This is a genomic window from Galbibacter sp. BG1 (assembly GCF_013391805.1).
In the GTDB taxonomy this organism is placed as follows: domain Bacteria; phylum Bacteroidota; class Bacteroidia; order Flavobacteriales; family Flavobacteriaceae; genus Galbibacter.
This window is the reverse complement of record NZ_CP058364.1, coordinates 196,747-215,287: the sequence shown is the minus strand read 5'-3', so window position 1 is coordinate 215,287 and position 18,541 is coordinate 196,747. Positions and strand designations below refer to the sequence as shown.

The window sequence follows — 18,541 nt, the reverse complement described above, 5'->3', positions numbered from 1 at the left end:
AAATTAGCTACTTTTTCTAATGTTTTCGTATTTAATAAAATTATTTATTTTAATATCTTCTGCCTTAAGATCAAACATTAGGTTGTATAAGCCAAAAAAGGTTCTATTGATGTAAATAAAGTGTTTAGAACCTCTATTGCCGTTCATTTTACGTAGTTGCGGATCGTTGTTATACTTTTCCCCAAGTCTAGCGATACTTTGAAAGAAATCGGCATTGGAAAAATCGAAGGTTTCCTCATTGAAAGGCTTTGTGAAAATACTAAGCATTTCATGAAAGAGCGATTTGAAAAATTTTAATTCCTCTGGAGTATCTTCGGGTTTCAAAATTTCCAACTCGTATAATTTTGCTTCGAAAGCGTCTGGATTATTAATGGTTTCTTTATTTGCCAATTCAAAATAAGGGACATAGAAATCTTCCGGAACTTCTTTCATGCAGCCAAAATCCAAAGCAATAAGCTCTCCGTTCGCACTGATTAAGAAATTACCAGGGTGCGGATCTGCATGCACTTTTCTTAAAACATGTATTTGGTACATGTAAAAATCCCATAAAGCTTGACCGATAGCATTGGATAGCTCTTTGTTTTTGTTTTCCGCAACAAATTCAGAAAGGTGTTTCCCATCCATATAATCCATAGTTATAATCCGTTCCGAAGAGAGATCCTCGTAATATTCGGGAAAAACCAAGTTTGGAATGTGTTTGCATGCCGCTGCAATTGCTTTGCTCTGTTTTACTTCGAGAACATAGTTGGTTTCTTCAATAAGTTTATTTTCTACCTCTTTAAAATACTTATCAGAATCCTTTCCTTTTATATTGAACATTTTAATTGCAATGGGTTTTACCAAAGCTAAATCTGTAGCAATACTTTCTGCAACGCCGGGATACTGAATTTTAATCGCATATTTTTTATCATCTTTGGTAGCAATGTGAACTTGACCTATGCTGGCGGCATTCACAGAAGAAGAATTAAACGTATCGAATATGTCTTCTGGATGTTTGCCAAAATATTTTTTGAAGGTTTTAATTACCAAAGGAGGAGATAAGGGCGGGACAGAAAATTGAGCAAGGGAAAATTTTTCTACATAATCCCTCGGGAGAATACTCTTTTCCATGCTAAGCATTTGCGCTACTTTAAGGGCGCTTCCTTTCAAGGTTTTTAGTCCGTCATAAATATCTTCCGCATTACTTTTATTAAGGCGTCCTCGTGCAATTTCTTCAGAAGTGGTTATTTTATCTCCGTAATATTTCAGGTAGTTTGCTCCAACTTTGGCTCCAGTTTGCAAAAATTTGCCCGCCCGTTGTATCTTACCGGTAGGAATTTTATCTAATGTCTTCATACGGTAATGTTAGTTTTTTCTTTTAAAATGAATTTTCCGAAGTCAATCAATTTCTCTAAGGGTTTATAGTCCATAAGCTCAAAGCCGGTTTGTAAGGATTTTTCAATGAAAATATCTGTTTTTTCAAAGGAAGGCGAAGTGTCATCCAACCAGAACTTCATAGTAATTAAAAGTTGAATCCAAGCACTTTCTTCGATAGATCTATTTTGAATTTTACTTAAACGTTCATTTTCAATTTTTAAACGATCCAAATCCAAACTTTTAACGTAACCTTTAAAGGAAGTTCTCAATGTTTTTAGAACCTCTAAAGATTTAAGTCGGTCTTTTTTCTGTTCCAACGCATAAACCACATAACTTCTATTTGCCGTCAGCATTTCAAAAAAGGTATAGTAAAAACTTATCAATTTGTTTTTAGAATCAAAAACAAGATATTCCTCGTTTTTTTCGAGAAGAGCTAATGTATTGTCAAAAAAGACTTTAAAAATATCTTTTTCTAACGCTTCAAAGTTTGCGCAGAATTTGTAAAAATCTTCTTCTTTTAAATTGTTTTCCTTAGTAAACAAATAAACGCTTTTAGGATGCGTGCCATGTGTGAGCACGTAATCCATAAAGTATGTAATTAATCTTTCTGATGTTGCTTTTTTATTTGCCATAATCTTAACCATTTATGATTGTAAAAATACAAAATGTTTAACTGTTATTTGTTAAAAGTTAAACAAAATTTATGATTCTGAATGTTCTAATTGAGAATAGATATTATTTATAATAGATTGTGACCTTAAAATTTAAAATAATACATCACATCGTTTGGTAATTATTCTTTCTTTGCTACCATATTCTTAACAAAATTTAGTAGTAAAGGTTACTGAAATTGTTGGTTTTTGAGTAATTTTGAACTTTATGGCATTTTTGATGAATTATTAGCGAAGAATGTAGTTTCTACGGTTGTTCTTTAAAGAATGCTTCAACACTAAAACATTTATATTTTGGGACTTCCATCACTTTTTAAATCAAGAGGTAACAAGTCGTATAGCTATACGCCTCGATATTACGATGAGCGAAAGGAACGTTTAGAGGAACTTAAAAAGAGTAAGGAAAAACGTTCTGATGAAGAGTATTTTAAAGGATATCGAAGAAAGAGCTTTCGGGACGATTGGAAGACCGTGCGCAAATCACCTTCCAATACAAATTCGCGAATTCGTTTTATAGTTATTTTAATCTTTTTACTAATGTTTGCACTTGTTGCCATACGTTATATTAATTTAGATTCCCTTATTTAATGGCAGACGTAATTCAGCTTTTACCAGATCATGTTGCCAACCAGATTGCAGCAGGAGAAGTGGTACAAAGACCGGCTTCTGTTGTTAAAGAACTCATAGAAAATGCCGTTGATGCAGGCAGTTCCTGTATCAAACTTATTATAAAAGACGCCGGTAAGACTTTAATACAGGTGGTAGATAATGGCAAAGGTATGAGTGCTACAGATGCACGCCTGTCTTTCGAGCGCCATGCTACCTCCAAAATAAAAACTGCTGAAGATCTCTTCCAATTGCATACAAAAGGGTTCCGCGGGGAAGCGCTAGCTTCCATTGCGGCCATTGCCCATGTGGAAATGAATACAAGGCAGGAAGAAGATGAGGTAGGCACCCAGCTAAAAATTGAAGGGAGTGTAGTGGTTGATCAAGATGTAACTGTAACCCCCAAGGGGACTTCTTTATTGGTAAAAAATCTTTTTTTTAATATTCCGGCAAGACGTAATTTTTTAAAGTCAGATACAGTAGAATTAAGGCATATTATCGATGAGTTTCACCGTGTAGCGCTGGCACATCCCGATATTGAATTTGATTTTTATAATAATGGAAGCGAATTGTTCAAACTTCCAGCATCCAATTTACGGCAGCGTATTGTACATATTTTTGGAGGGAAAACAAACGAAAAATTGGTTCCTGTAGAAGAAGATACGGAAGTTGTTAATTTAAGCGGATTCATTTGCAAACCAGAATTTGCCAAAAAAACCCGAGGCGAGCAATTTTTCTTTGTCAATAATAGATTCGTTAAGAATTCCTATTTGCATCATGCTGTGTGTAGTGCGTTTGAAGGACTTATAAAAGAACAAACCCACCCAAGTTATTTCCTATTTCTAGAGGTCGATCCTTCAGGTATCGATATTAATATTCATCCCACTAAAACGGAAGTTAAGTTCGACGATGAGCATGCGTTGTATGCCATTTTAAGATCTTCTGTGAAACATAGCCTAGGGCAGTTTAATGTGGCTCCGGTACTCGATTTTGAAAGGGATTCCAATTTAGACACTCCGTATAATTATAAATCTAAAAATGCCGATTTTCCTTCTGTGGAAGTGGATGTCAATTATAATCCGTTTGAAAAGGATAACAAAGGAAATGTGGCCGTGCATTACCCCAAAAGGGAAAAACAATCGGGGGGTTGGGAAAGTTTGTATGTGGGGCTCGAAAGGAAATCAGATTTTAGTTCTATTGAATTGGAATCAGAAGAAGTAACAGGTTCTTTGTTCAAAGATTATACCGAAGAGCCTTCAGCAACAACATATCAATTGCACCGTAAGTATATCGTAACCACCATAAAATCCGGTATGGTAATCATAAATCAACACCGGGCGCACCAAAGGGTGCTATACGAGCAGTATTTGAAGAATATTACGGTAGACAAAGGGGTGAGTCAACAATTGCTTTTTCCTTTAAAGCTTAATTTTTCTGCTACGGAAATTGAATTGTTGAAAGATTTAAAAGACAGTCTTGAGAATACGGGTTTTGTGTTTTCTGACTTTGAAAAAGATGAAGTAGAGGTTAGTGGGATTCCCTTAAATATTTCAGAAAGTGAGGTGGGTATGATTATAGATCAGCTCTTATCTGATTTTCAAGCAGAAGTTCCCGAGAGCTCTTTATCGCAAGCGGATGTGCTGGCGAAAGCCATGTGCAAAACCCTAGCGGTAAAAAGTGGGGAGTTATTAAATATAGCTTCACAGGAAGCATTAGTTAACAATCTTTTTGCTACAAAAGCCCCTACCGTTTCCCCATTTAATAAGCCCACATACATTACCATGACCGTTGAAGAAATAGATAAAAGATTTTTATAATATTGCAATAAATTCCAAGTAATGGGTAGAATTACAGATGCAGTAAAGCATTTATTAATTATTAATGTGTTGTTTTTTATAGCAACACAACTTTTGGGGCAACAAATGTACGATCTGTTCGCGCTATGGTTTCCTAAAAACGAACATTTTCAACTTTGGCAAATAGTTACCCATATGTTTATGCATGGTGGGTTTATGCACATCCTCTTTAATATGTATGCTTTGTGGGCGTTTGGAACTCCTTTAGAGCAAATTTGGGGGCGTAATAAATTCATTTTCTTTTACTTTTCAGCAGGTTTGGGTGCGGCTTTAATTCATACATTGGTTAATTACTATTATTTCAACGACGGTATGCAAACCCTTATAGCTAATGGATTCAGCCAAACTGATGTATTGGATATTATAAGTCAAGGGAAATACGATACCTCATGGCGTGAGCTTATGGGGGAGAGTAGTATGCAAAACTTTTTAGCAGCATATATGACCCCAGCAGTGGGGGCTTCCGGAGCAATTTACGGCGTTTTGGTCGCTTTTGGAATGATGTTTCCCAATGCTGAATTAATGCTGATATTCCTGCCAATTCCCATTAAAGCGAAATATTTCATTCCTATTATAATAGCTTTGGATTTATTCTCTGGAGTTACCGGATACTCCATATTTGGACAAGGTATCGCACATTTTGCGCACGTTGGAGGAGCTTTATTTGGTTTTATTATGATGTGGTACTGGAAGCGAAATCAATTTAACAACAACCGCTGGAACTAATTAGCGAATGGCTTATTGCTCTTGGTAGTAAACACCTCGATGTGGTTTCAATGCATCCCTAACAGGTTTCATATATTCTTGATCAACTACAAGAAATGCTATGGAATGTTCGTTTGGTGTCATTTCTTCCACGCCAGATTTTAGGTAAGGTAAATTTTGGTTTGTCATGAATTCCTTTAAGTGAATTTCATAATGTTCTGCAGTTTTGTAAGCTGTCGGACTCCTAAAATCCCATATTAACTTCAGTAATGGCATCGTTGTTTTTTTCGGTAAAGATAGTTTCATTTTTTAAATACCGATACTTTTTCACTTTCATCCAGAAGGTATTAAAAACATTTTAACGGGTAATACCTGTCAACTATCTTATAGCGTTGTTAAAATCCTTGATTACTATAGCCTAATTGTTATTTTTGTCCGAATTGGAGCGCAATGGCTTTAAGAACCATTTTATAATGTTTAAGAATTTTTATCTCATATTTTTATCTCTTTTGGTGGTATCGTGCGATTATTTTAAATCAGAACCAATAGAAGATCCCGTAGCTAGGGTAGGCGAAAACTACCTGTTAAAATCCGATTTAAAGAAAAACATCAACAGTGATAAAATCTCACAAGAAGATAGTTTAATTGTCACTAATAATTTTATTCAAAGTTGGGCGCAACAGCAATTGTTATTGGAGAAGGCAAAATTAAATCTTTCCGATGAAAAACAGGTGCAGTTTGAAGACTTGGTAAAGCAGTATCGAGCCGATTTGTACATAAATGCCTATAAAGAAGGATTGGTGGATAAATCTATGGATACCTTGGTAACGCAACAGGAACTAAAGGATTTTTACGAGCAACATAAGGTAAACTTTAAATTGAACGAAGATTTAGTGCGTTTACGCTATATTAATTTGGCCAACGATTTTTCTGAGACAGATAAGGTAAAAGAAGCTTTTAGGCGGTATAATGAAAAAGATCAAGAGTTCTTAAGGACTTCAGCCTTAAAATTCAAAGCGTATTCCTTTAACGATTCCATTTGGATAAAATCGTCTTCCGTGATTCAAAAAATTCCAGGAATTACTTTGGATAATAAGGATGATTATTTAAAAAAATCACATTTTTTTGAGCTTTCCGATTCTTTAGGAGTATATTTGGTGGCTGTAAATGAAGTGCTTAATAGAACCGAAATAGCTCCTTTGAAATACGTCGAGCCTACGGTAAAAAAGATAATTCTAAACAAAAGAAAGTTGGAGTTCATAAAAAATCTGGAAAAAGATCTTTTAGATGAAGCCACACGAAAGAAAGAGTTTGAAGTATATAACAAACAAAAGAATATTGAAAAAAAGAATGGAAATGAATAAAGTATTATATGTTGCGGGTTGTATGTTGATGTTGGCAGCCACGCCAATTTTTGCTCAAGAAACGACCATAGATACAACTTCTGTGGCTACCACTTCTATTGTTGCTACAGACGATATGGCGAGCAACGATACTACCAATGTTGGGGAAGCAGCAGCTGTTAAGCAGGATAGCATTCCCGCAGATACCACTCGTGAAAAAATAGATGGTGTTGCTTCGGTGGTTGGAGATTATGTAATCCTAGAGTCAGATATTGATAAGAGTTTTTTAGATATGAAATCCCAAGGGGTTTCTACAGCCAATATCTCCCGTTGCCAAGTGCTTGGGAAACTTATGGAAGACAAATTATACGCTCACCAGGCTATACAAGATAGTATCGTGGTTTCCGATGGGGAGATAAACAGTACTGTAGATAGGCAAATTGAATTTTTACTTTCTCAGCCCCAGATAGGCTCGATGGAAAAATTAATTGCTTTCTACGGAAAAGAAGATGAACAAAGTTTTCGTGAAGAATTATTTAATGTAGTAAAATCCCAGCAGCTATCGCAACGAATGCAAGCGAAAGTAGTGGAAGGCATAGAAATAACTCCAGAAGAGGTGCGCCAGTGGTACACCAATATACCAGAAGACGAGCGTCCTGTTTTTGGTGATGAGGTGGAAATAGCACAGATCGTTAAAATACCAGAACCTTCAAAAGAAGAGGTCGAGAAAACCATCAATAAATTAGAGGAATACAAAAGGGATGTAGAAGAAAATGGTTCCAGTTTTGCAATTAAGCAAACCTTGTATTCTGAAGATCCTGGTAAGTCACAGAATGGTGGGGTTTATAAGATTACTAAAAAATCAGGGTTTGTTCAGGAATTTAAAGATGCAGCCTTCAGTTTAAAGCAAGGGGAAATATCAGAACCTTTTAAGTCTGAATATGGATACCATATTTTGTATGTTGAAAAAATTCGGGGTCAAGAGCGCGATGTACGTCATATTTTACTGCGTCCAGAGATTTCCGACAAGGCTATTCAAGAAACCAAGGAAGAACTGGATAGTATCCGCTCTAAAATAATGGAAGGAAAATTTACCTTTTCTGAAGCCGCACGTAATTTTTCAGATGAAAAAGAAACCCGTTTCGATGGTGGCGTTTTAAGAAACCCACAAACCTTCGATACCAAGTTCGAACTTACCAAAATGGACCCTATGCTTTACAGCCAGATAAGTCCGTTGGATGGGGATGAAATTTCGCAGCCTTTAATGGAAGAAACCCGTACCGGAATTCAGTATAAACTTTTAAAGGTTATAAAAAGATATAAATCCCATAAAGCAGATTACTCCCAAGACTATGTAAAAATTAAAGAATTGGCTTTAAAAGAGAAACAATTTAAGGAAATAGGAGAGTGGATGGAAGAAAAGATTGAGGACACTTATATAAATGTTGCTCCAGATAGTAAAGATTGTGATTTTGCCAATAACTGGACAAAAAAATAATACACCTCTATGTCTGACGTCACCGCTGTAGAAAATTTAGGAAAAAAACATCTTGCTTTAAAAAAAGAAATTGCCAAAGTAATCATTGGGCAGGAACAGGTAATAGACGAAATTTTATTGGCTATTTATTCTGGTGGTCATGCTTTATTAATTGGTGTTCCGGGCCTGGCAAAGACCTTAATGGTAAATACCATAGCAACGGCATTGGGGTTGGACTTTAAAAGAATACAGTTTACGCCAGATTTAATGCCTAGTGATATTTTAGGAAGTGAGATTTTGGATAAAAACCGGGAGTTTAAATTTTTAAAAGGTCCTGTTTTTTCTAATATTATTCTAGCGGATGAGATTAACCGAACACCACCAAAAACACAATCGGCCTTACTGGAGGCAATGCAAGAGAGAGCGGTAACGGTAGCTGGGGAGCATTATAAACTTAATTTACCCTATTTTGTGCTCGCCACCCAGAACCCAATTGAACAGGAGGGTACCTACCCACTTCCCGAAGCGCAATTGGATAGGTTTATGTTTGCCATAAATTTGGATTACCCTTCTTTTGAAGAAGAAGTTGCTGTTGTAAAAGCAACCACTACCGACGATAACGTAACTATCAATTCTTTATTTACCGCAGAAGAAATCGTTGAAATTCAGCATTTAATACGGCGTGTTCCCGTGGCAGATAATGTGGTGGAATATGCAGTAAAGTTGGTGGGTAAAACACGACCAGGAAGTAATTTGGCTACAGATACCGTTAATCAATACGTAGATTGGGGTGCAGGGCCACGAGCTTCTCAAAACCTTATTTTAGCCGCAAAATCCCATGCTATTGTCCATGGGAAATTCTCTCCAGATATGGAAGATGTGCAAGCGGTGGCCAATGGAATTTTAAGACACAGGGTTCTTAAAAATTACAAGGCGGATGCAGAAGGTGTTTCCATTGAAAATATTATTACTTCTCTATTTTAATTCGTTTATTCTTTTTCTATTTCAGATCGAATGCAGTTAATGTAAGGTTGAGTGTAGTTGAAACTTATTTACATCAACAGTTTTTGGGAAATTCAATAAGTTAATAACTATTACCTGCAAGAAACCATTGGCTTGAATTAAGTGCTGTAAAACCAATTAAAAAAGAAAGTAATCTTCATTTTAAATCCCCTTCTTTTTAACAAAATAGTACGACTTTGATAATCAAAGTACACCGGAGTTTAAAATTCTGTTTTTAATACACTTCAAAATTAGGGATATCTTAAAAATGATTATTTAATTTTATTCAAAAGAGCCTGAAAATAATTTTTTACTGAATTATTTTTAAAATTTAGAACCCTACTGAATGTTTTCTTAAAAACTTTAATAACTCTAGGGTTTTTCGTATTTTCGCAGGACTTTCAAATTTAATAATATACAAAATAATATGGCTTTTGATATTGATATGATTAAGAAGGTGTATGCTACTATGGCAGAGCGAGTAGACAAAGCTCGTGAGCTTACTGGTAAGCCGCTCACCTTATCGGAAAAAATACTTTATTCTCACCTTTGGGACGGTAATCCAACCAAAGCATTTACAAGAGGTAAAGATTATGTTGATTTTGCACCAGATAGAATTGCTTGCCAAGATGCAACAGCGCAAATGGCACTTTTACAATTCATGCAGGCTGGAAAGCCTAAAGTTGCAGTACCAACCACCGTACATTGCGATCACTTAATACAGGCAAAGCAAGGAGCCGCAAAAGATTTACAACGTGCTAATGAGACAAGTAATGAAGTATTCGATTTTCTTGGATCAGTATCAAATAAATATGGAATAGGTTTCTGGAAACCAGGAGCTGGTATTATTCACCAAGTGGTATTGGAAAATTATGCATTCCCTGGTGGAATGATGATAGGGACAGATTCCCACACCGTTAACGCTGGTGGACTTGGAATGGTTGCTATTGGTGTTGGTGGAGCAGATGCAGTGGATGTAATGGCTGGAATGGCTTGGGAACTAAAATTTCCAAAACTTATAGGTGTTAAATTAACTGGAAGCTTAAATGGCTGGACTTCTGCGAAAGACGTAATTCTTAAAGTAGCTGGAATTCTAACGGTTAAAGGAGGTACAGGTGCTATTATCGAGTATTTTGGAGAAGGTGCCAAAAACTTATCCTGTACTGGTAAAGGTACCATTTGTAACATGGGTGCTGAAGTTGGAGCGACAACTTCTACTTTTGGGTATGACGATTCTATGGAGCGTTACCTGCGCTCTACCGATAGGGCAGATGTTGCAGATGCTGCGAACGAAATTCGTGAATATTTAACGGGAGATGACGAAGTATACGCTAATCCAGAACAGTATTTCGATGAAGTAATCGAAATTAACCTAGATGAATTAAGACCTCATTTAAATGGTCCTTTTACTCCAGATTTGGCTACTCCGGTAGGGGAGCTAGGTGTAAAGGCTAAGGAAAATGGATGGCCAATTAAAGTGGATTGGGGACTTATAGGTTCTTGCACCAACTCTTCGTATGAAGATTTAACAAGAGCAGCCTCCATCGCAAAACAAGCTGTAGATAAAAAGATTAAACCTAAATCTGACTTCGGGATAAACCCAGGTTCAGAACAAATTAGATATACAGCAGATCGTGACGGAATTCTAAAGATTTTTGAAGATCTGGATGCTACAATTTTCACCAATGCATGTGGTCCATGTATCGGTCAGTGGGATAGAAGCGATGTGAAAGGAGATGAAAAGAACACTATTGTTCACTCTTTCAACAGAAACTTCTCAAAACGTGCCGATGGAAACCCAAATACCCACGCCTTTGTTGGTTCTCCAGAAATGGTGGCGGCGATTGCGATTTCAGGACGTTTGGATTTTGATCCGATGAAGGATACTTTGCTGAATGAAGATGGTGAAGAAGTTAAATTAGACGAGCCAAGAGGTATAGAATTGCCACCAGAAGGTTTTGCTGTGGAAGATGCTGGTTACGTAGAACCGCGTGAAGATGGTAGTAGCGTAGAGGTAAAGGTGAGTCCTACTTCTGAAAGATTACAGTTATTAACACCATTTGAGCCTATCGGAAGCGAGATAAAAGGTGCAAAACTTTTGATAAAGGCATTTGGAAAATGTACAACAGACCATATTTCTATGGCTGGACCTTGGTTACGTTACCGTGGTCACTTAGATAATATTTCCAACAATATGCTTATTGGTGCCGTAAACGCATTTGGTAAGAAAACCAATTTTGTTAAAAATCAATTGACAGGCGAGTACGGTGGAGTTCCAGATGTAGCAAGAGATTACAAAGCCAAAGGGATTTACTCTGTAGTAGTGGGAGACCATAATTATGGAGAAGGTTCTTCGCGTGAGCACGCTGCTATGGAGCCAAGACATTTAGGTGTTGCGGCGGTAATTGTAAAATCTTTTGCGCGTATCCACGAAACAAACCTTAAAAAACAAGGGATGTTGGGATTAACGTTCGCCAATGAAAACGACTACGATTTAATTCAGGAAGACGATACTTTCAACTTCTTAGATTTAAACGAATTTGCACCAGATAAGCCGTTAACGGTAGAAGTGGTTCATGCAGACGGTTCTAAAGATGTAATCAAGTTGAATCATTCTTACAACGATTCTCAAATTGCATGGTACAATGAAGGATCGGCATTAAACCTTATTAAAAAACAAAACGCGTAAAGCGTTAAATTAATAGATGTAAAGCTCTCGAGAAATCGGGAGCTTTTTTTGTTTAAAACTTAAAACAGTTAATAATGTAAAAAGTCAGGCTTTGTCACTTTTCAATTCGCTTTAATACACTTCCTTTAAAATCCCTTCAGCATAAAAAATGAAATACATCTGTAAGTATTTCAAATAGTTAGCGACATAGAATAAACCTAACAACTTAAAACCATTCCAACCATGGCTTGTACTTGGTCTTTAATAGACGTAAACCTCTTCAATTTATTGTGTCCGCATAAATTTGATGGATACAAGCAGAAACACTCTTTTCAGCAATATTCTAAAGACGAATATATTTATTTTGAAAAAGATCATAGCAATAAAATCTTTCTTATAGAAACGGGAAAAGTAAAAATTGGATATTACACCGAGGATGGGCGGGAAATCGTAAAGAGTATCCACGGAAAAGGGGATGTTTTTGGGGAAAAAGCCATTATTGGCGAAGAGTCCAGAAACGAATTTGCCCTTGCCTTGAGTGACGCTTCCATTTGTATTTTAACGGTAGAGACCATCCACGATTTGATGCAGGAAAACAAAAGTTTCAGTTTGAAAATTCATAAATTTATAGGGTTACGCTTTAAAAAAATAGAACGCCGGCTCTCCATTTTACTTTTTAAGGATGCCAAGACCCGGTTGCTGGAATTTCTAAAGGAACTTTCCTTGGAGTACGGTTACGATTGTAAAAAATCTGGAAATCTTATTATAAAACATCCTTACACTCAAAAAGATATGGCCAGTCTTTTGGGTACTTCAAGGCCGACATTAAATTGCTTGTTCAACGAGCTCAAAGAGCAAAACATCCTTAATTACTATCGAAAAGAAATAATTTTTTATAAAAATCAGCAAGTGTTAGCTAGCTAACACTAATTGAAATTGTTGTTCTCTAACTTTAGGTACATCAACAATTAAAAATAAAAAGTTATGATTAAAAAAGTATTATTCGCACTTGTTGCTATGGGATTTTTTCTGGTATCCTGCAGCGATGACGACGACGGAACAGAAATGATGGTTCCCAATGCCGGGATGATTTCCGGAGGACCTTTTGCCTTCTGTGTAGATGGCACCCCAGATATGGTCAGTGGTATAAGTTTAGACGATACAGAAGCTGTTGGAAGTAACAGCTCATGGATAATAACCGATGCAGAAGCTAACATTTTAGGCCTGCCTCCAACAATGGAAGCTCTGGAAGGAGTTAATTTTGACGATGCTGGTGAGGGTGTTTGCCTTATTTGGTACATTAGATACGAAGATGGTTTAAGCGGATTGGAAGTGGGGATGAACGCCACTGAACTCGAAGGGGTATTCGACCTTTCTAACTCACTTGAAGTTGTTAGGACAGAAACCATGGGTGGAGAAATTTCTGGAGGTCCTTTTGAATTTTATATCAATGGAATGCCAGATATGTTATCGGGTATAACTTTAGACGATACAGATGCCAAGGGATCTTTGAGTACATGGGTAATAACCGACGATCAAGGTAATATTTTAGGCTTGCCTCCAACAATGGAAGCCTTGGAAGGGGTGGATTTTGATGGTGCTGGAGTTGGTACTTGCCTTATTTGGTACTTGCGTTATGAAGAAGGCATAGAAGGGCTGGAAACTGGTATGAATGCTAGCGATTTGGAAGGGTGTTTTGCTCTATCCAATTCGATAACTGTAGATAGGATTGAAGGTGCCAATGCCGGAACCATTGCCGGAGGACCGTTTACTTTTTGTGTGGATGGAACTGCTGATATGGTATCTGGTATAACTTTAGACGATTCTGATGCTACCGGATCCAATAGCACCTGGGTAGTTACTGATGACATGGGTAAAATACTTGGTCTTCCACCAACAATGGAAGCTTTGGAAGGTGTAGATTTCGACGGAGCTGGAGCAGGTGTTTGCCTAATCTGGTATGCACGTTGGGAAGGAGAGATTGAAGGGGCGGAAGTAGGTAACAATGCTTCCGATATTACAGGGAACTTTGCTTTATCCAATTCCATAGAAGTTACAAGAAACCAACCAATGGCTGGTACCATTTCTGGTGGACCATTCAATTTTACGATCGACGGAACTCCAGACATGGTTAGTGGTATAACTTTAGACGATAGTAATGCCTCTGGAACCAATAGTACTTGGGTAATTACCGATGATGCTGGGAATATTTTAGGACTTCCCCCAACTCTAGAAGCCGTGGAAGGTGTAGATTTTGATGGAGCTGGAGTAGGTGTGTGCCTTATTTGGTATTTGCGTTTTGAAGATGAATTAGTGGGCGCAGAAATGGGAATGAATGCAAACGATCTCGAAGGGTGTTTTGCTCTTTCCAACTCTATAACCGTTAACAGAACCGCTCCTTAATTAAAAAGCATAATTAACGCTTTAGGAGCTTAGAACTCATAGGAAAAGTGTATTTTCGTTAAAGAAGGTACGCTTTTTTTATAAAATATAAAGTCTTGAAATTAAACAAAAGTCAGCTTGTTAACCTTGCGTTTATAGGTGTTATTGCTTTGTTGTTATTTACTCCAATTGGCACCCAAATTAAAGTTTTTGTGAATAGGGTATTTGCTACTAGTCCAACCATAGAAAAAGGAAACAGCAGTGATTCCATTGAAAGTTACCATTGGCAGTTACAAAATTTAGATGGAAGTATTTATAGCTTTGAAGATGCAAAGGAAAAAGTTGTACTAGTAAATTTCTGGGCCACGTGGTGTCCGCCTTGTATTGCTGAAATGCCTTCTTTGCAAAGACTATATAATGACTATAAAAACGATGTTGTTTTTTTATTCGTTACCAATGAAAATAAAGAAGTAGTTGAGAAATTCTTTAGGAAGCACGATTATAAATTGCCCGTTTTTAATACGATATCCTCTGTACCCAAGCGTTTGGATTATTCATCTATTCCTGCCACATACTTAATAGCTAAAAATGGTAGCCTTATAATTGATGAAAAAGGAGCAGCCGATTGGAACAGTAAAGCTGTAAGGCAAAAAATTGATCAGCTTTTAGAGCAATAGTTTTAAAGCTCTTCCAAAGCATGTTTCATTTCAGTAAAAACCTTTATATTTTTCAAATCTGAAGACAACTCAATATCTTTAACCTGTTGTCCTAAAATCCATAAAAGATGTGTGCCATTTAAATCAACATGCTGGTTAAACTCTTGTAAATATGAGGGTACTTGCCCTTTTGGCGGGGTTGTTGTAAAATATGATACAAAAACCATGTTATCGTCTAATTGTGTTAAGTTTTCCAATCCATTGAGGGGGAGTGTTTGTCCTAAATAAATAGACTTATAGCCACGGAGCATTATTTCGTAGTTTAAATAAAGCAGTCCTATTTCGTGTATTTCATTATCTGGAAGGAATAACACAAAGGTTTTGGAGGTATTGGTAGGCGGCGTTTGTTGTAACCTTTCGGTATTTATAATTATCTTTTGTTTTATTAAATGGGAAACAAAATGTTCATGCGCTGGCGCAATGGTATCTGTTTGCCATAATAGGCCGATATCATTAAGAAGCGGTACAAAAACATTAAAAAATACCTCTCTAAAAGATTTTTCAGCCAGTAGGTTGTTGTAAGTATTGTAAAACAAGTTCTGATCGAAATTCATCATAGCCATTTTCATCTCGCTAATAGAATGACTATTGCTACTCATTTTCGATGTAATTTCCCTAACGATAAAAGGGATTTCCTCTTCTGGTATCTTTGCGATTTTAGAAATTTTGTAACCGCTATTATATAAAGCGGTAATGTTTAATAACTTCTGTAAGTTTTTTACACAATAATACCTAATGTTGGTTTCAGTTCGACTGGGGGATAATAAGCCATACCTTTTTTCCCAAATTCTAATGGTATGAGCTTTAATACCAGATAAGTTCTCAAGGTCTTTTATACTGAAATGTTCTTTTACAATGTTCATCTTTTAGGAAAAATCTTTAAACAAAAATAACGATTTAAATACTTTGCCAGCTATTAACTTCGTTAAAAGACTTAAAAAAGGGATTAATTTGGAAGCAAAAAATATGGTTAAAACTTTTAAAAAAGTGTTCTAACTTTTAAAATCTCTCAAAAAATTAAAGATATTTGCGAATATGAAAAATTAAGGTTTTTAAAGAACCTGTTTTTTGCGATTTTTTTAATTTATTCTATGGAGAGAATTCTTATTACTGGTGCTGGCGGACAGTTGGGGTCTGAGTTAACGAGTGCGCTTGCGGATAAATATGGAGCAGAAGCGATTGTAGCAACAGATATAAATGAAAATGTTAGCGATAAATTTCGTTATTGTACGTTTGAGGTTTTAGATGTGCTCGATGCCTCCCGAATGGAAAGTCTTATCGAAAGGTATAAAATTACCCAAGTTTACCATTTGGCTGCCATTTTATCTGCTGTTGGAGAGAAAAATCCGCTTTTTACGTGGAAATTAAATATGGACAGTCTTTTAAATGTATTGGAACTAGGAAAAGCTGGGAAAATCAATACAATTTATTGGCCTTCATCCATTGCGGTTTTTGGTAAAAACACGCCGGCAGATAATACCCCCCAAGACTGTGTGATGGACCCAGCGACTGTTTACGGTATATCTAAACTCGCTGGAGAGCGCTGGTGCTCTTATTATTTTGAGAAATACGGGGTCGATGTTCGCAGTTTGAGATATCCTGGTTTAATCGGTTATAAATCTGCCGCTGGTGGTGGTACTACAGATTATGCAGTAGATATTTTTAGAGCGGCTATAGAAGGAGAAGAATTTGAGTGTTTCCTAGATAAAGATATGTACTTGCCAATGATGTATATGTCAGACGCCATCAAAGCGACCTTAGATTTAATGGAGGCTCCGAAAGAAGATATTAGTATTCGATCTTCTTATAATGTAGCGGCCATTAGTTTTTCACCAAAAGATATCTACCAAGAGCTTTTAAAGTATTATCCAGATTTTAAAATTTCCTATAATCCCGATTTCCGTCAAGAAATTGCCGCATCATGGCCAGATAGCATAGACGATACACGTGCTCGATTGGACTGGGATTGGCAACATGAATACGATTTGGCAAAAATGGCAAAGGATATATTATCTCACCTAAAACCAAAGAATAAATAACAACTTATAATTGTAAAGTTTAACCACATTTTTGTTCCATTACGCAAGATTAGTTTTTTAAAAATGATTTAGAAATTACCTTTGAAAGAAATTCTAAAAATGATTTATTTCAGAAATAGGTAACTGTTGAAAAAGCAATTAAGAAGAGGAATAAGAATTACAAGGTATTTGGTTTACAAGGAAACTTTAGTAGATATAAAAGAGCATTTCTGGTCGTTTATAGGTGCTTTTGTGGGAATAGGTTTAATGGCATTTTTCCATAGTGAGAGCTTAACGGAATACGAAAACTTGTTTTTAATTGGCTCTTTTGGCGCTTCGAGTGTGCTGGTGTATGGCTCCATTCAAAGTCCGTTGGCGCAACCAAGAAACCTTATTGGTGGACACGTAGTTTCTGCTTTGATTGGCGTAACGGTCTTTCAATTACTTCCAGATATAATTTGGATAACGGCACCTCTGGCCGTAGCCCTATCCATTGTATTAATGCAAATCACCAAAACCCTGCACCCTCCGGGAGGGGCAACCGCTTTAATAGCGGTTATAGGTTCAGAAAAGGTTCAGAACTTAGGTTATTTGTATGTAGTTTTTCCTGTTTTTACGGGCTGTCTCATTCTTTTATTGGTGGCGCTTATCTTCAACAACATAACTTCAACTAGAACATATCCAACCAATACAAATTTTACGAGGATTTTCAAGTTCAAAAAGAAGATAGGCGCAAGAAAGTGGTTTAAAAAAACAGGCTTAGCTCCTTAGATATTCAATTTTATAAAGGAACATTTCCGCCATTTTATCGGCTCTCCATTTGGCTTCATCTGCTTTTTCACCTTGAAAATTAGCATCAATAGTTTCATAAAATAAAGATTTCCATTTATCAAAATGTTCCTTCGTAACGGGCAGTTTTGCATGGGGAGGAAACGGACTCCCATAATAGGTGTGGTTTTGCAGTAAAACCGTCTCCCAAAAAGTGTACATCTTTTCGAGATGCATTCGCCATCGGTCTTGGATTACTTTATTGAAAATAGGAGCAAGCAGACTGTCTTCCCTTACCTTCCCGTAGAAAGTATCTACGAGCGCTTTAATATCCTCTAAATTAGAAATATCTTTTTTTGTCATACTACAAAAATAAGGATATTGATTATTAATAGTAGAGTCTTTTCACCAATCTATATTTACTTAAATTCATTCTAAATATATCTCATTCACAAATAGTTATATTATTTATTTGTAATTTAATGCTTAGGAAAAACGGCATTGCTATATAATCTTAATGGTGTATGAGGAATGTCACATTTTCTTTTATTCTTCCCCCTTACTTTTAATGTGAAATACTCATTAATAAATTGTAAACCCATCGATATGATTAATGGAGTATGACATCTGCCTGCGGCAAGGCAGGTCTGACCAAATAGAACAGATGAATATTAACAGATGAAATATCAATATTGTAGATATGCCTATAAAAAGTTATATCGTTTTGCCTTACGACGGGGAAAAGGAAACCTTGGTAAAATCTTTAAAATCGATTGCTGGCTGCGAAGTGGCCGAAGCAACCAACGAAGAAATCATTCTTTTGGTTACGGATACTCAAAATGAAGAGGAAGAGGAGCTGCTAAAAGAAAAAATCAATGGTGTGAAATCTTTAAAGTTCATGTCAATGGTCTCAGGTTATTCTCCAGAAAATATAACTTCTTCGACTTCTTAATCCATGGATTAATGTTTAGGC

18 protein-coding genes are annotated in these 18,541 nt (G+C 36.4%); 13 read left to right on the top strand and 5 right to left on the bottom strand.

Features of this window, described 5'->3' with window-relative positions; all coding sequences use genetic code 11:
• Positions 1-3: 3 nt before the first annotated feature.
• Entirely contained in the window at positions 4-1,335 is a 1,332-nt protein-coding gene (locus tag HX109_RS00865; RefSeq protein WP_178949341.1) for an ABC1 kinase family protein, read from the bottom strand.
• On the bottom strand, positions 1,332-1,988 hold the full coding sequence (locus HX109_RS00860) for a TetR family transcriptional regulator C-terminal domain-containing protein (RefSeq protein WP_178949340.1): 657 nt from the start codon (positions 1,986-1,988) through the stop codon (positions 1,332-1,334). The genes HX109_RS00865 and HX109_RS00860 overlap by 4 nt, the downstream gene beginning before the upstream one ends.
• A gap of 333 nt (positions 1,989-2,321) precedes the next feature.
• Here HX109_RS00860 and HX109_RS00855 point away from each other — a divergent pair, with 333 nt between their 5' ends.
• Genes HX109_RS00855 through HX109_RS00845 form a run of 3 tightly spaced genes read left to right on the top strand, consistent with a single transcriptional unit; the run spans position 2,322 to position 5,215 of the window.
• On the top strand, positions 2,322-2,615 hold the full coding sequence (locus HX109_RS00855) for a hypothetical protein (RefSeq protein ID WP_178949339.1): 294 nt from the start codon (positions 2,322-2,324) through the stop codon (positions 2,613-2,615).
• The gene (gene mutL, locus HX109_RS00850; protein ID WP_178949338.1) at positions 2,615-4,450 is read left to right on the top strand and encodes a DNA mismatch repair endonuclease MutL; all 1,836 of its coding nucleotides are present in this window, start codon (positions 2,615-2,617) and stop codon (positions 4,448-4,450) included. Before HX109_RS00855 ends, mutL begins: the two co-directional genes overlap by 1 nt.
• Positions 4,451-4,471: 21 nt before the next feature.
• Positions 4,472-5,215, top strand: coding sequence for a rhomboid family intramembrane serine protease (locus HX109_RS00845; RefSeq protein WP_178949337.1), 744 nt, complete (start codon positions 4,472-4,474; stop codon positions 5,213-5,215).
• A gap of 12 nt (positions 5,216-5,227) precedes the next feature.
• On the opposite strand, the gene HX109_RS00840 is transcribed toward HX109_RS00845, so the two are convergent.
• Positions 5,228-5,500, bottom strand: a complete 273-nt coding sequence (locus HX109_RS00840; protein WP_255462726.1) for a hypothetical protein — start codon at positions 5,498-5,500, stop codon at positions 5,228-5,230.
• Between the two features lie 167 nt (positions 5,501-5,667).
• Between HX109_RS00840 and HX109_RS00835 the strand changes: the two genes are divergently transcribed.
• From HX109_RS00835 to HX109_RS00805, 7 genes are all read left to right on the top strand, one after another.
• Positions 5,668-6,558 (top strand): peptidyl-prolyl cis-trans isomerase, encoded by an 891-nt coding sequence (locus tag HX109_RS00835; protein WP_178949336.1) that lies wholly within the window; start codon positions 5,668-5,670, stop codon positions 6,556-6,558.
• Positions 6,551-8,035 carry a peptidylprolyl isomerase gene (locus tag HX109_RS00830; protein WP_178949335.1) on the top strand — a complete coding sequence of 495 codons (1,485 nt, stop codon included), beginning with the start codon at positions 6,551-6,553 and terminating at the stop codon, positions 8,033-8,035. The genes HX109_RS00835 and HX109_RS00830 overlap by 8 nt, the downstream gene beginning before the upstream one ends.
• 9 nt (positions 8,036-8,044) lie before the next feature.
• Positions 8,045-8,998 carry an AAA family ATPase gene (locus tag HX109_RS00825; protein ID WP_178949334.1) on the top strand — a complete coding sequence of 318 codons (954 nt, stop codon included), beginning with the start codon at positions 8,045-8,047 and terminating at the stop codon, positions 8,996-8,998.
• A 445-nt stretch (positions 8,999-9,443) separates the two neighbouring features.
• The gene (locus HX109_RS00820) at positions 9,444-11,705 is read left to right on the top strand and encodes an aconitate hydratase (protein WP_178949333.1); all 2,262 of its coding nucleotides are present in this window, start codon (positions 9,444-9,446) and stop codon (positions 11,703-11,705) included.
• Positions 11,706-11,927: 222 nt separating this feature from the next.
• Entirely contained in the window at positions 11,928-12,608 is a 681-nt protein-coding gene (locus HX109_RS00815) for a Crp/Fnr family transcriptional regulator (RefSeq protein ID WP_178949332.1), read from the top strand.
• 60 nt (positions 12,609-12,668) lie between these two features.
• Positions 12,669-14,087 carry a hypothetical protein gene (locus HX109_RS00810; protein ID WP_178949331.1) on the top strand — a complete coding sequence of 473 codons (1,419 nt, stop codon included), beginning with the start codon at positions 12,669-12,671 and terminating at the stop codon, positions 14,085-14,087.
• A 95-nt stretch (positions 14,088-14,182) separates the two neighbouring features.
• Positions 14,183-14,743 (top strand): TlpA family protein disulfide reductase, encoded by a 561-nt coding sequence (locus tag HX109_RS00805; protein ID WP_178949330.1) that lies wholly within the window; start codon positions 14,183-14,185, stop codon positions 14,741-14,743.
• A 2-nt stretch (positions 14,744-14,745) separates the two neighbouring features.
• Here HX109_RS00805 and HX109_RS00800 read toward each other — a convergent pair whose 3' ends face one another.
• Positions 14,746-15,645: a MerR family transcriptional regulator gene (locus HX109_RS00800; RefSeq protein WP_178949329.1), complete on the bottom strand. Its 900-nt coding sequence runs from the start codon at positions 15,643-15,645 to the stop codon at positions 14,746-14,748.
• A 228-nt stretch (positions 15,646-15,873) separates the two neighbouring features.
• On the opposite strand from HX109_RS00800, the gene HX109_RS00795 reads away from it, so the two are divergent.
• On the top strand, positions 15,874-16,821 hold the full coding sequence (locus HX109_RS00795) for an NAD-dependent epimerase/dehydratase family protein (protein WP_178949328.1): 948 nt from the start codon (positions 15,874-15,876) through the stop codon (positions 16,819-16,821).
• A gap of 126 nt (positions 16,822-16,947) precedes the next feature.
• Positions 16,948-17,571, top strand: a complete 624-nt coding sequence (locus HX109_RS00790) for an HPP family protein (RefSeq protein WP_178949327.1) — start codon at positions 16,948-16,950, stop codon at positions 17,569-17,571.
• On the opposite strand, the gene HX109_RS00785 is transcribed toward HX109_RS00790, so the two are convergent.
• A complete protein-coding gene (locus HX109_RS00785) occupies positions 17,560-17,931 on the bottom strand; it encodes a group III truncated hemoglobin (RefSeq protein ID WP_178949326.1) in 372 nt (123 codons plus the stop codon). The genes HX109_RS00790 and HX109_RS00785 overlap by 12 nt on opposite strands.
• A 337-nt stretch (positions 17,932-18,268) precedes the next feature.
• Here HX109_RS00785 and HX109_RS00780 point away from each other — a divergent pair, with 337 nt between their 5' ends.
• Positions 18,269-18,520: a hypothetical protein gene (locus tag HX109_RS00780; RefSeq protein WP_178949325.1), complete on the top strand. Its 252-nt coding sequence runs from the start codon at positions 18,269-18,271 to the stop codon at positions 18,518-18,520.
• Positions 18,521-18,541 lie beyond the last annotated feature (21 nt).

What these genes read in the sequence shown, in the direction of transcription:
- HX109_RS00865 (WP_178949341.1), bottom strand. Translation starts at nt 1,335, where the DNA reads ATGAAGACATTAGATAAAATTCCTACCGGTAAGATACAACGGGCGGGC.
- HX109_RS00860 (WP_178949340.1), bottom strand. Translation starts at nt 1,988, where the DNA reads ATGGCAAATAAAAAAGCAACATCAGAAAGATTAATTACATACTTTATG.
- mutL (WP_178949338.1), top strand. Translation starts at nt 2,615, where the DNA reads ATGGCAGACGTAATTCAGCTTTTACCAGATCATGTTGCCAACCAGATT.
- HX109_RS00845 (WP_178949337.1), top strand. Translation starts at nt 4,472, where the DNA reads ATGGGTAGAATTACAGATGCAGTAAAGCATTTATTAATTATTAATGTG.
- HX109_RS00840 (WP_255462726.1), bottom strand. Translation starts at nt 5,500, where the DNA reads ATGAAACTATCTTTACCGAAAAAAACAACGATGCCATTACTGAAGTTA.
- HX109_RS00835 (WP_178949336.1), top strand. Translation starts at nt 5,668, where the DNA reads ATGTTTAAGAATTTTTATCTCATATTTTTATCTCTTTTGGTGGTATCG.
- HX109_RS00830 (WP_178949335.1), top strand. Translation starts at nt 6,551, where the DNA reads ATGAATAAAGTATTATATGTTGCGGGTTGTATGTTGATGTTGGCAGCC.
- HX109_RS00825 (WP_178949334.1), top strand. Translation starts at nt 8,045, where the DNA reads ATGTCTGACGTCACCGCTGTAGAAAATTTAGGAAAAAAACATCTTGCT.
- HX109_RS00820 (WP_178949333.1), top strand. Translation starts at nt 9,444, where the DNA reads ATGGCTTTTGATATTGATATGATTAAGAAGGTGTATGCTACTATGGCA.
- HX109_RS00815 (WP_178949332.1), top strand. Translation starts at nt 11,928, where the DNA reads ATGGCTTGTACTTGGTCTTTAATAGACGTAAACCTCTTCAATTTATTG.
- HX109_RS00810 (WP_178949331.1), top strand. Translation starts at nt 12,669, where the DNA reads ATGATTAAAAAAGTATTATTCGCACTTGTTGCTATGGGATTTTTTCTG.
- HX109_RS00800 (WP_178949329.1), bottom strand. Translation starts at nt 15,645, where the DNA reads ATGAACATTGTAAAAGAACATTTCAGTATAAAAGACCTTGAGAACTTA.
- HX109_RS00795 (WP_178949328.1), top strand. Translation starts at nt 15,874, where the DNA reads ATGGAGAGAATTCTTATTACTGGTGCTGGCGGACAGTTGGGGTCTGAG.
- HX109_RS00785 (WP_178949326.1), bottom strand. Translation starts at nt 17,931, where the DNA reads ATGACAAAAAAAGATATTTCTAATTTAGAGGATATTAAAGCGCTCGTA.
- HX109_RS00780 (WP_178949325.1), top strand. Translation starts at nt 18,269, where the DNA reads ATGCCTATAAAAAGTTATATCGTTTTGCCTTACGACGGGGAAAAGGAA.